This is a genomic window from Paenibacillus sp. fava2, from assembly GCF_058313675.1.
On record NZ_CM177755.1, the window covers coordinates 6,157,195 to 6,170,201 of the forward strand.

The 13,007-nt window shown below is 53.5% G+C and carries 7 protein-coding genes; 1 reads left to right on the top strand and 6 read right to left on the bottom strand.

Annotated features, from left to right (window positions below; genetic code table 11):
* Nucleotides 1-103: 103 nt before the first annotated feature.
* On the bottom strand, nt 104-5,086 hold the full coding sequence (locus AC4G46_RS27065) for a carbohydrate binding domain-containing protein (protein WP_491125427.1): 4,983 nt from the start codon (nt 5,084-5,086) through the stop codon (nt 104-106).
* 231 nt (nt 5,087-5,317) lie between these two features.
* On the opposite strand from AC4G46_RS27065, the gene AC4G46_RS27070 reads away from it, so the two are divergent.
* On the top strand, nt 5,318-6,334 hold the full coding sequence (locus tag AC4G46_RS27070; RefSeq protein WP_491128985.1) for a LacI family DNA-binding transcriptional regulator: 1,017 nt from the start codon (nt 5,318-5,320) through the stop codon (nt 6,332-6,334).
* Between the two features lie 404 nt (nt 6,335-6,738).
* On the opposite strand, the gene AC4G46_RS27075 is transcribed toward AC4G46_RS27070, so the two are convergent.
* From AC4G46_RS27075 to AC4G46_RS27095, 5 genes are all read right to left on the bottom strand, one after another.
* Nucleotides 6,739-7,944: an IS4 family transposase gene (locus tag AC4G46_RS27075; protein WP_491125428.1), complete on the bottom strand. Its 1,206-nt coding sequence runs from the start codon at nt 7,942-7,944 to the stop codon at nt 6,739-6,741.
* A gap of 333 nt (nt 7,945-8,277) precedes the next feature.
* Entirely contained in the window at nt 8,278-8,535 is a 258-nt protein-coding gene (locus tag AC4G46_RS27080) for a hypothetical protein (RefSeq protein WP_491125429.1), read from the bottom strand.
* Nucleotides 8,536-8,955: 420 nt separating this feature from the next.
* A complete protein-coding gene (locus AC4G46_RS27085) occupies nt 8,956-9,966 on the bottom strand; it encodes a ketoacyl-ACP synthase III (protein WP_491125430.1) in 1,011 nt (336 codons plus the stop codon).
* 375 nt (nt 9,967-10,341) lie between these two features.
* Nucleotides 10,342-11,691, bottom strand: a complete 1,350-nt coding sequence (locus AC4G46_RS27090) for a glycoside hydrolase family 28 protein (RefSeq protein ID WP_491125431.1) — start codon at nt 11,689-11,691, stop codon at nt 10,342-10,344.
* 171 nt (nt 11,692-11,862) lie between these two features.
* Nucleotides 11,863-12,990: a glycoside hydrolase family 88/105 protein gene (locus tag AC4G46_RS27095; protein ID WP_491125432.1), complete on the bottom strand. Its 1,128-nt coding sequence runs from the start codon at nt 12,988-12,990 to the stop codon at nt 11,863-11,865.
* Nucleotides 12,991-13,007: the final 17 nt, after the last annotated feature.

A 13,007-nucleotide genomic window follows, 5' to 3' on the forward strand; every position in this document is an offset into this window, starting at 1 on the left:
TGCAAAATGTAAAAAAGGCCGCGCTCCCTTTTAATAAAGGGGCCGCGGCCTTTTTGTGCTGTCTGCTTTTTGCCCGTGCCCAGCTGGCTTAGGCGTTTAGATTTCAGGGCTGTTCGGTCAACGTTACGTTATCAATCACAATCTGATTGCCTGCGCTGATGGCACTGTTAGTCTCCTGGCTGTTGCCGGAAACCAGCCCCATCAGGAACACCAGATGTGCCAGGGTGTCCGTTCCGCTGCTCATGGTGAAGGTGTAGCTGTACTCCTTCATCTCACTGGTCAGGGCGACACTGACGGCAGGCAGATATTTGGTGTAATCCCCGCCTTTATGCTCTACCGCAACTTCAATCAGGCGGTTAATATCGGAGCGGGCCTGAAAGGTCAGCTTGTAGGTTTTGCCCTGTTCCAGCTTCAGGTCTGCGTAGTCCACCTGTGCACTGTAACTCGCGTTGCCTGTTCCTGTCAGGTTGACAGCCAGTTCTCCGCTTACAGCCTGGGCAGAGCCGGTTCCGTCAAAATACTGCGTCCAGCCGGCCAGCCCCTTCACGGCATCAAAGGTTCCGTTATCCAAAGTGCCGCTTGCCGGCTCACCCGGTGTGCCGCCAGTCACTTCGGTAATCGAGATATCGTCCAGTGACAGGATATGTGCTGTGCTGTTGGCTGTTTTATCCGTGCCTGCGGTGGCACCGATCAGATAATTCAGCTTTAGCGGGCTGTTGTCAGCGACGGTAAACTGTGCACTGTAAGTCGCCCAGGTGGCTGTAACATCGAATTTGGCCTGCTGGGAGGCGGCAGAGGTGCCGCTGTATTCTACGATAATCTGCCGCGGAACTGTCGATTTGGCCTTGAAGCTCAGCTCATAGGTTTTGCCGGCCTGCAGCTGGATGCCTTCCTGGAATAACTGGTTAGCCCAGGTCTGGCTGCCGGCTGCATTAATTTCAATATTCGCGATACCGTCCGCTGCACTTAACACAGCCGCTCCGCCCTCACCGGACCACGTATTCCAGCCAGTTGTTCCGCTGGCGAACGAGCCGTTCACCACCAGATTGCTGCCGCCCGCCAGAATCACCTGCGTTACCGCCGCAGGGACATATCCTGCTGCCTCCACCGTAATGGCGTAGCTGCCTTCCGCCGGGAAGGCAGCGGCGTTAATCGTAATGACGCCGGGCTGAGTGCTATACAGCTCCGGGGTTAATGCGGTTCCGTTTACTTTAACCGCCTGAATCTTGCTGCGCCAGGCTGCATTGTCGTTATACTGGAGCTGGATTGGCTGTCCGGCACGGTTGTTGCTGCTGTCCGCCAGCAGCTCCTGCGGCTTGGCCGGAGCCCCTTTGATCTCAAATTTCACATTATCAATAATGACATCATGTGCACCCGGAATGCTTACACCGTCCACCTTCCCGAGCAGGAATTTCAGCGACAGCGTATCCTTTATACCCTGACGGAACTCGTATCTGTAATGGGCGCCTTCCGGCGTCACCTCAACGAGCTTCGTGAAGGAAGCTGAATATGACGCATTCTCTACGTTAACGCCGATCTTGCGGGCAACAGTGGACTTGGCATCGAACTCAATGACGTATTCCGCACCGGCTGATGCCTTTAGCCCGTTCTGGAACAGCATCACGGAGTAGTTCTGGCTGCCGGTATTGGTAATGCTGAATTTGGCTGCCCCGTCTGTAACCGCAGCCGTGCTCTGTCCGCCCTGCTCGGTCAGCAGACGTTCCCAGCTGCTGAAGCCGAAGCCGAAATCCCCGTTCACCAGCGGGTAATACACAAGCGACGGATCGTAATACGTGCTGGTCCGCAGCAGCACGAAATTATCGAGCTGTACGGTGCCTGATGCGCCGCCGAGCCGGAGAACAAACTGGCCTTCATGGTCGGTAGCTCCGGCCAGCCCTTTGAACTCGGCAGTGATGCTCTGTGCCCCTGCTGCCAGCTGCACTTCCTTGGATGCGTACAGCGTGCCGTCTTTGCCCAGCAGCTCAATTACGGCTGTCCGTGCGGCAGAGACTTTCGCGTCAAAGGTCAGTTTATAATCCTGGCCGTTCACCAGGAATATCCCTTTCTGCAGCAGCTGCACATCGGCTCCAGCTGCATCGCTGCCTGCAATCTGCAGCTGCAGCTGTCCATCGCCGCCCACGGTGCTGCTGGCTTCCGCCCCGCCGGATGCGGCGGTGTGCCAGAAGCCCATGCGGTCGACGCCGCCAAGGTCAAAGGTGCCGTTGTACAGATGGTTGCCGCTGCCCAGCGGTGTTTTGGCACTGTCATGATCGAACGGGATGCTGTCGATCTCCGTAAGACGGGCATTGCCCAGCCACACCGGAGAGGTATTCGTGCCCAGGTTGAATTCAACCCGCGCCGCGATATCGGAATTCTCCTTCATCTGGAACATCGTTTCGTAGTAGGTCATCGTCCCGGTCAGCTCCGCCTTGAGCCCCGGCGAGTACGCCTGATAGCCGCGTGACTCTCCGCCCGTCAGCCTTACATTAATGCTCCGCTCCGTATCGGTTTTGGCATCGAAGCTGAGCTTGTAGTATCTTCCTTTAGCCAGCGATACAATAGCCTGCGGCTGGATTGAATAGGAATTCCCGCCGGCGCTGCTGATATCCACCCTCAGGAAATTTTGACCGCCGACAGGTTCGAGGGATACATCTGCGGCAGCCCCGGCTTCCTTGTACAGCACCCAGTGCGCCGTGTTCGGAATGCCCATGCCGGCATCCCCTTCCTTCTGCTCGGTGAAGCCGTTGTTATGAATGAAGTTGCCGTCTTCTGTCGGAGCAAGCGAGCCTTCCGGATACGGCTCCTTCGCAATCGTTACCGGCACCGGCTCACGGTACTCCCGGCCGGTCAGCTCATACACACGGACATAATCGACAGACATCGACTGCGGGAATTTCGTCTCCGGAGTCGGATTACCGTCAAAGTTGCCGCCTACGGCCAGATTCATCAGGAGATGGAACTCCTGGTTGAACGGTGCCGGATAGGCATTGTTCGCCGGCTGGCCGACACTGATGCTGTACCAGTCATTTTTGGTCTGGAACAGTACGCCGTCCACATACCAGCGGATTTCTCCCGGCTCCCATTCAATGGAGTAGGTATGATAATCGGCGATGGTCCCGTTATCCGGGAATACATATTCTTTGCCCGAATACACATTATCCGGCCAGAAGCCGCCGTAATGAATGGTACCGGCAACGGTATTCGGACGGCTGCCCCAGCCCTCCATAATATCAAGCTCACCAGAGGCAGCCCAGTTGCCGTACTCGTAATTCTCCGGCAGCATCCAGATCGCCGGCCATAAGCCCTTGCCGGTCGGCGCCTTCGCCCGGATCTCGAATTTACCGTATTTCTTGCTGAACAGCCCCTTGGTCTTGATCCGCGAGGAGGTATAATCCTTGCCGCCTACAGACTCCTTGTGTGCGGTAATGACCAGGTTGCCGTCTGTTTCTTTTACATTCTTCTCATCATCCGTATACCATTCCAGCTCATTATTGCCCCAGCCGGGATTGCCGACTGCTGTGCCGTCGCCCAGATCATAGGTCCACTTCTCCGGATCAATGGTGCCGTCATTGAATTCATCACTCCACACCATCGTCCACAGGTCTGCAGCTGGTGTAGGAGTGGCTGTCGGCGTAGTTGCCGGTGTGGCTGTTGGTGTGGCTGTTGGTGTGGCCGCCGGCGTAGCCGTCGGTGCCGGTGTGGCACCGGAACCGGAGGAGCCGCTGCTTACCGGCTCCGGTGTAGCCGCCGCAGCCTTCAGCTCGCTGCTGCTGCCTTTGGCAACGGCAATGCCGCCGCTGGTAACCCCATCGGCATTATTCGTTACCTTGCCGAAGCTGCCGCTTCCCTGAATCGCTGTTCCCGAGGCATTAGCCGAGAGCAGCAGCTCTGCCACCCGGGCATTGTCTGCCAGTGTAACCCGGCTTGGAGTACTTAAGTTAAGCTTAGCCAGCTTGCCGGAAAGGCTAAGCACCAGGCCGCCTGTCTTGTCATCCGCCGTGCTGACAGCATTGAATTCTCCCTTCAGGGCTACTGTCTTGGCTCCGGAGCGGAGCTCAATATCCGTGAAGCCTGCCCCGGTCAGATTGCCTTCCATAAGCGTTGCCCCGGAACCCAGCTGTACAGCCCCAACTGCCGTACTGCCGCTGGCATACAGCCGGATATTGCCTCCCGGCTTGGTCACGTCCACCTTACCCAGCTTACTGTTCTGCAGGCTTACGGTATGAGCTCCGCCTCCGCGGATGTAAGTGGTTCCCTTCACCTCGATCCCGTCCAGTGAAGCATTCCCCTCACCGATACCTTCAGAGAGATAAAGATTTCCTTCGATAACTGTATTCTGCAAAAGAATATCTGCACTGCTTAATAGTACGTTCCCTTGTACAGTTCCCAGATTTACCTCTCCCTGAGAGGTTACCAGTCCTGCTATCATCACGTCAGCAACCCGGGCCAGCTCGGCGCGGGTGATGGCCCCTTCCGGCTTGAACAATCCCCCCGGATAGCCCTTCAGATAGCCTGCAGCAGTAAGCGCCACAACCGCTTCGGTCAATTCGCTGCCGGCCGCCGGCAGATCTGTATACGCTGCCGGCTGCTTGCCTGCCTCCAGCTTAAAAAGCTTCTGCAGCGCCACAGCCGCCTCGCCGCGGGACAAATTCGCGGACGGATGAATCCGGTTGTCCGCATCAGCACTCAAATATCCGGCGGCAACGGCCTTGGCAATATCACTGGTGAACCAGAGATTACCGGCCGCATCGGAAGGAAGCGCGGCTGCCTCCGTCTTGTAATTAAACAGGCGGTTAATCATTACTGCGAATTCCGCCTTTGTAATCTGCTTATTCGGCCGGATCGTTCCATCTCCGTATCCGCTCATAACACCGGCCTCACTCCAGCGCTGCAGCGACCGGGCTGCCCAGTGATCCGCTTTCAAATCGGTAAACGCTTTCAAATTACCGGCTGAGACAGACTGCTGTATATTGTCTTCCGGCGGGGCGGATGCTGCTGCTGCTGACAGGGCTCCGCCTCCCATTGGCGCCAGCAGGCCTGTCGCAAGTACTACGGCAGCGAGCGCTGCCGAAACATTCTTTTTCATCCTCTGTTGTCCTCCTTGGGTATCGGAATTGCTGATCACGAATATTCGAAATCGGTTTCGATTCAATCCTAAAAAGGGCCTGCATAAAGCGTTGACTTGCCGGGGGAAGTTGAATAGACTTAACTGTAACTATTTGGAGTACCGGACAAGGCTTGTAATTCAATGAATGACGTCAGCTTGGCCATTTTCCTGGTCTGGGCCATATCAAGCGGAGGATCGATAAGCATGCAGGTGAATATCAAAAAGATTGCCGAAATGGCTGGAGTTTCTGTATCCACTGTTTCGAAAATAATGAATAATTACAATGATGTTTCCGAAAAAACGAAACAAAGAGTCCTGGAAATCATCGAACAAACCGGATACTCGCCCTCGAATTCCGCCAAAACACTGGCTACCAAGAAATCCAATCTGATCGGTGTTATTTTTGCCGGTGAGCTTAACGTGGAAATTACGCATCCGTTTTTCGTGGAGGTGCTGAACTCCTTCAAGAAGCAGATGGGTGTGCTGGGCTACGATCTGATTTTCTTTTCCAACGAAAAGTTTGTCAGCGGCGGCGATTACTTCTCCCGTTGCGTGCATTTTCATGTGGACGGCTGTGTCATCATCTCCGGGGAGAAAATGGAGCCGGCCATCCGCGACCTGGACATGAGCAGCATCCCCTGCATCGGCGTAGATCTGGAGCTTAAAGGCAAGAAGTCGGGGTACGTGATGTCCGACAATTATCAGATCGCCTCCAAGGTGGTTGAGCATCTGTATCTGCTTGGGCACAGAGAGCTGGGCTTCATCGGCAGTACCGGCGATTCTGACATCTCCAACCAGCGGGAAGCCGGGTACATCAAGGCGATTGAAAGCTTTGGCTTATCCCTGAATATGGACTGGTTCATTCATGGCGATGACTTCTTCGAGCCTAGCGGCTATGCGGCCATGCAGCAGCTGATTGAGCAGGGCAGCCTGCCAAAGGCGGTGTTCGCCGCTTCGGATTTGCTTGCCCTCGGAGCCATCCGCGCCCTGAAGGAGCATGGGCTGCGTGTCCCCGAGGATATTGCCGTCGTAGGCTGCGATGATATCGAGGCCTGCAAATACACCACTCCTACGCTCACCACGATCCGTCAGAACAAGGAGCGCCTGGGCGTGCTCGCTGCCCACATGCTGTTCGACCTGATCAACAACCAGTCCGAGGGCGGCTCGTTCGTTGTCGAGCCCGCGCTGATCGTGCGCGAATCCTGCGGCAGCGGTTTGCGGGGCTGAGGCCTCGGGCAGCAGGTTGCGCGGTTGCGGGCGGCGGCCTCGGGCAGCAGGTTGCGGGCTGAGGCCGGTCACTATGAGCAGCAAGTTGCGGGCTGGCCGGAGACCCTGGGCAGCATCACTGCCAGGACCGGCGTTTCCCCGCTTAGCGGGGGGATTTGAACTTATAGCTTCTTCTCCGCATGTACTGATCGAACTAAGTGGAAATTGTACACTTAATTCTAATGAAGGAGCTTGAAACAGCAATTTAGTTGGAAAAACTCCACTAGACATGCATACAAACTTACATGAGAGCTAAATTAAACCGAAAGTAATAATTTTACAGTTAGTTTTATAGACTCAATGAAAAAAGAACAGTGGCGTCTTAAAACGTAGGTTAGTTACCAATAAATGGTATATTATGTTTGTTATCTGAGAATTATCTTTACCGTCGCTCGTTTCTCTTTCGTTTGTTCTGGAGTTTCTGCGGGCTTAGGGATCTTTTGCCGACCTTTAGAACGACGAGTCGGTTCACGATTCAGCGCTTCAATAAATACATCCCAGTCTTTCATGGCGTAATACCTCATCTTTCGCAGCATGCTCCATACACTTAGGGTGGACCGCACTTCTAAATGGATGAGCTGACAAAGTAGCGCCGTAATGATTCCGATGTAACATTGGACCCACACTGCGTGGGGGTGGTGATTGTGGAACGTTACGGTGGCCAGATGCTGCTTGATCCATTTAAAAAACAGCTCAATTTGCCAGCGACAGCGATAAATTTCACCAACGTCTTCGGCTGAAAGATCCTGACGATTTGTGATGACCTCGTAGATTTTTCCATGCTTATCTTGGAATTGTACAAGGCGAACGCAAAACGTTTGGCCCGATTTTTTATCCAGAATCTCAACGTCAGCGTCCCGAGTAATATTGCTGCTGCCCGAAATGGGATGTTCGGTCAGCACGGTGTACTTTGTTTTTGCACGGATCCGGGCTACAAAAAGCACCGTCCCTTCCGACCATTCTCTGAAGTTTCCGTAATGCACATAGCCACGGTCGAAAATGTAGGTGAATTCTCCAGGCACAACCAGATATTTGACCGCTTGTTGATCCGACACACCGATAGTGGAAAGGATAATCTCATCCGGAAAATGACACCCTGCTTCCAGCGAAAGCAGCCGCGTATGGATTTTGACACCCTTGGTCTTATTTTGATAAAACGCCCAATCGCCGAGTATTTTGGGTAGCGAAAGGCTCGTTGAATCGACGGGTGCTAACTTTCCAAGATGCTTGATGCCCTTGGCTTCCGCTTTTCGCAATTTTAATTCCTGAACAAGATCGGTAAACAACCACTCGAGATAAGCAAGAGGGATGGTGCCGAGCTTGCGGTTCAAGGTCGATTCGTGAATGGTCGTGAGTCCGGTAATGTCCTGAAGTTCTGCATTCGTTTCCAAATGGAGCACAATGTCGGAAAGAGTCCGCCTCTGCTGCAACTGAGCTTCTACAAAAAGGGTAATCGCGGACCCAACGGTAAGTTTTTTCGAATAATGATCTGCGAATGGACAACGAAAAGAATGTAACATTAAATGCTGTAAGTACTTGCGTAAAACTGAATTTTGCGATATGTTACCCATGGATTAGCTCCTTTTGTGGAGAGATGTGGGTAACCTGCCTACTCTCTCTACATTAGGGCTTTTTTCATTTTTCACCAGAGTAAACTCATCTTTTTTATCCATAATTAGCTAACTATTTCAAAAAAATTTATGTTAGGTTTGCCGCATGTCTAGTGGAAAAACTCCACTTAAATGTTCCAAATTCACCGCTTACAGGCAGAATGAGCCGAAATAGGTGTGCTTTTTCCAACTAATAATCTCAAAAGGCGAAAAGCGGCAAATTTAGGTGGCGAAAATCCAACTAATCCTTACACACCTGGCTCAAAGACGATACTCAGAAATCCCCACTAACCTCTACTCCCAGTCCCCGTTAGAGTCTGAGTTTAAGCTCTCACCTTTTACTTTTACTTTTACTTTTACTTTTACTTTTACATCTCTCAGATCATCACTCAGATCATTTGCGCAGGCCTTGACTCCCCCCTTATTCCTGCCGCAGCCGGCAAACTCCGAACCCTTTCGAGTTTTGAGCCAGCACAAATACCGAAAATGGTTACGTTCTACAACAGGATCACCCGTGAAACCGAAAACGTTTTCGATAATATAATCTCTCATTTTATGGAGGCATACAAGGCGTGGATTTTCTGGTTTCGGGTACGATTTTTCGGTTATGCCACTGAAAAAGAGGGAGGAAGCTACATAGGCATAATGGCTGGAGCAGAGGGAAAGGTGCTTGGAGTTTGGTGCTCCGTGCTCGGTGCTCGGTGCTCGGTGCTCGGTGCTCGGTGCTCGGTGCTCGGTGCTCGGTGCTCGGTGCTCGGCGCTTGGTGCTTGGTGCTCGGTGCTCGGTGCTCGGTGCTCGGTCCTCGGTGCTTGGTGCTTGGTGCTTGGTGCTTGGTGCTTGATGCTTGGTGCTTAGAGCCCGCAGTGCGCGCCTCCCCCTGATTCTAAAAACCGGAGAGTAAGCTTAAAAGGCCAGCCGCCCATGCAAGAGGTCAGCCAGCCTTACATTACGTGAGTAACAATCTGTTTAGCTTATAAAACATCAGGCGGAGCCACCTGTTCGTCCAGCTGAAGCTCGGTCAGCACACCGGCATGTGCCAGCCCCGCGCCGAAGCCGTAGAGCAGAACCCGCTGTCCGCTGTGTACCTTTCCCTCACGGATACCGAGGTCGAGCGCCAGCGGAATGCTGGCGGCAGAGGTATTGCCGAAATACTCCAGGCTGTACAGAGCCTGGGACAGCGGGTAGTTCAGCCGCTCACAGACCGGCTCAATCATCCGCAGATTGGCACTGTGCGGAATGAACCAGTCCACCTGCTCAAGCGTTGCACCGGCATTGTCCAGTACCCGCTGCACGCCCTGCGGTACCGTCCGGACGGCCCATTTGAATACTTCCCGCCCGTTTTGCACCAGCTTGCCTGAATCTCCAAGCTCCACACCGTTAACCGTATGTGACAATCCGGTACGGTAGACATGATGCGCTCCTCCGCCGTCACTTCCCAGATGGTAACCCAGGAAGCGGTCCTGCTGTTCATCTGCTTCTACAAGCACCGCACCAGCTCCGTCACCGAACAGAATGCATGTGCTGCGGTCCGTGTAATCAGTAATTTTGGAGAGTGCATCCGCTCCGACAACCAGCACTTTACGGTGCAGGCCCGACGCTACATAGGCGTGGGCAGTATGAAGCGCATATACAAACCCCGCGCAGGCTGCGCTCAGATCCACCGCGCCGGCCGTCAGCGGAATACCCAGCTTGTGCTGGATTATCGAAGCTACTGAGGGAAAAGAAAAATCCGCCGTGCTGGTAGCCACAAGCACCATATCAATATCCGCTGCAGATTTTCCGTAACGGGTCAGCAAATTCCGTACAGCTGCCACACAAAGATCACTGGTGTACTCATCCTCACGGCTAATTCTGCGCTCACGGATCCCCGTCCGCTGGACAATCCACTCATCATTTGTTTCCACCAATTGCTCCAGATCACCGTTAGTCAGTTTGCGGGCCGGGACATAAGAACCGATGGCTGTAATTTTGGCACCCTTCATTTTCTAATCACCTCATATTTCATTTTGTGCAACGCATTTGCCAATAATCAATCCCGTATAGTATCTGGTATTAGTACTTGGTACTAATTATATGCGAATGAATCCGATAATGCAAAGGAATAGTATTCCTCATAAGAGGAAATGCCGTAGTTGAAATGTCGGGATTTGAGATTAGATTAGCCTTATTTCCAGAAAACATGCGGAAGTCCAGCCGTTATAGCTTATATTTACCCATTCTTACATCTTATCTTCCACCTATTCTACATGTAGGTACATCCCTCTCCAGCAAAAAGAACCATGACCGCCTTGGCGGTCACAGTCCCTTTTTCCTCTTTTATACCGCTAAAAGCGTTCCGGTCAAATCCGTTAACCCGATTATATCTCTGCCGGTACAACCTCAACCTGCTCAACCAGCTTTTCAGGCTTGGCCGTGTTCCGGGAGCGGCAGTTCAGGACCTCTACGTCCTCACCATTTTCAATATAAAAAGCAGGTCCCTCGTGATTCGCAACCGTCACCTGCTGAAACCTTACATCCCGCACGTTGCCAAGGAAAAAACCGCGCTTGTTCATATCCGCAAGCCCTGCCATCATATCCGGCTGCCCCGGCACAGCATCCTCTGCCATGGAGATATCGACATCGGTAAAACTAATGTCCGAAACATACTGCTCGGCCAGCCCATACAGGAAGCCTGCGGCGGCATGAACCTTGCGGGCGGTAATATTGGCAAAATGAATCCGCCGGAAGCATGGCGTCTCAGCCGTCACCGGATAAGGCTGTTTGTCCCAGACGTATTTCTCTTTGCCCCTTGGCCCGCAGAAATAGTACAGGTTCATCGTAAACGGGCAGATCACACCCTCCATCACGATATTGCTGACCCGGATATCCTCAATCGTTCCGCCGCGCCCGCGCCGTGACTTCATGCGGATGCCGCGGTCAGTCTCCTTGAATACACAATTACTGATCGTTACATTGCGGATATCTCCGCTCATCTCACTGCCCAGCACGACCGCCCCATGTCCGTGCATCATGGTGCAGTTCGTGATGGAAATATTTTCACAGGGGATGCGCTCCGCTGTATCCTCGGTTCCTGCCTTAATGGCGATACAATCATCGCCAACATCAATATGGCAGTTGCTGATCCGCACCCCGGAGCAGGATTCCGGGTTAATCCCATCCGTGTTCGGCGAATCGGCCGGATTCAGAATGTAGACATTGTCGATTGTCACATTGCTGCAGACAATCGGATTAACCGTCCAGCTCGGTGAATTGAGCAGGGTCACATCCTTTACCGTAACCCGGCTGCAGCGGTTCAGGCCAATCAGTGTCGGGCGCGGATACTCCAGCTCCTCCGGCTGCTCCCGGTGCTTCCTCCACCAGGGAGCCCCATTCCCCTGCAATGTCCCGCTTCCGGTAATGGACACATTCACTGCATCCTCCGCATAGATGCAGGGGGAATGCACCTGGCGTCCCACGCCTTCCCAGCGGGCTTCCACCGCCGGGTAGTCTGCCGGATCGGTGCTGAAGCTCAGCACCGATCCGGGACTCAGGTGCAGCTCAATGTTGCTGCCAAGCCGCACCGCCCCGGTAAGAAAGGTGCCGGCGGGAACATAAACCGTTCCGCCTCCATCCCGGCTGGCAGCTGCAACTGCAGCAGCAATAGCCTCAGTCGCATCCACGCCGCTGTCCCGACGTGCTCCAAATCCCTCAATATTATACAACTTCAATCTCCCCCTCCCTTAATTCGCAAAACTGATACACGATTTGTAATATTAAGTTCACTATTAAAGCTCTGGCCGAAAATCCAAAGAATTTTTGGACTTCCGGCCGCTGTTAATTGCTGTTACTTTTCAATTCATACACTGTTCGCAGGGAAAATCTGTGAACTGTCAATAGCATCATTCCTGAACTTCCTGCACTTCCTGCATCTCGTACAAAGACTCCATCTCCACACAGGCCATCACCAGCGCCCCAACGCCGTGAAGGTCATTGCTTACTTTCGGACGGGTCACATAATTCTCGTAGTCCCCTGCCGAGGTACCGATACAGATGTCCAGCAGAATCAGCCGTCCCTGTTCATCCTCCTGCAGTGCCTCAATCAGGCCTTCGTACCCTTTTTGGGCAGCAGCAACTGCCTCGGCCTCTTCAAGAGCCAGCCCGAGTTTTACCGTCTTGGCAATGGTATACACGAACAGGCATGAACCTGAGGTCTCCAGCCAGTTGTCGGGCTCATCTCCTTTGTCAACAACCTGATACCAGAGTCCGCTCTCCTTGTCCTGATAACGGATCAGCGCCTGTACGAATTCGCCTAGCGCAGCAGCGAGCTCCGCCCGCCCCGGCTCCTGCTCAGGCAGCAGTTCCAGAAACTGTGACAGTGCCAGCCCGTACCAGCCGAGTGAGCGGCTCCAGAACTCTGGAGAGCAGCCCGTTTGCGGATCGGCCCAAGGCATATGCCTACTCTCATCCCAGGCGTGATAGAGCAGACCTGTTGCTTCATCCTTCATATATTTGCGCATCAGCCGCTCCTGATGCAGCACCGCCTGACGCAGCTCCGGCTCGCCGTAGGCATCCGCATACTTCAGCGAGAACACCCCGGCCATATACAGGCCGTCAAGCCACATCTGATAAGGATATTTGTCCTTATGCCAATATCCGCCCTCTTTCGTCCGGTTCACGGTCCGCAGCAGATTACGCAGCTTGTCTGCGGCAATCTTATACTTCTCAAGACCGGTCCGCTCATGCAGCGTAAACAGCAGCAGCCCCGCCTGAACTGCATCCAGCTCGTCACGGGCAAAATAAAGATTGCCATGCTCATCCACCAGATCATCTACATACTCCTGAATATATGTCAGATAACGCTCATCGCCCGAAGCAGACCATAGCAGCTCCATTCCGCACAGGAATACGCCCTGATGGTAATGCCAGCGGTGGGCGGGAGGAAGCTCTCCCGCCTGGTAAGTGTCCATTAACGAATCGCAGGCCTTGCGGGCCCATTCTATTGGTGTTGCCGGCAGACTGCCTATCATCCTTCATCTTCCTTTCC

Coding starts and splice junctions, on each gene's coding strand:
- AC4G46_RS27065 (WP_491125427.1), bottom strand. CDS start 5,086: ATGAAAAAGAATGTTTCGGCAGCGCTCGCTGCCGTAGTACTTGCGACA.
- AC4G46_RS27095 (WP_491125432.1), bottom strand. CDS start 12,990: ATGATAGGCAGTCTGCCGGCAACACCAATAGAATGGGCCCGCAAGGCC.
- AC4G46_RS27080 (WP_491125429.1), bottom strand. CDS start 8,535: ATGAGAGATTATATTATCGAAAACGTTTTCGGTTTCACGGGTGATCCT.
- AC4G46_RS27075 (WP_491125428.1), bottom strand. CDS start 7,944: ATGGGTAACATATCGCAAAATTCAGTTTTACGCAAGTACTTACAGCAT.
- AC4G46_RS27085 (WP_491125430.1), bottom strand. CDS start 9,966: ATGAAGGGTGCCAAAATTACAGCCATCGGTTCTTATGTCCCGGCCCGC.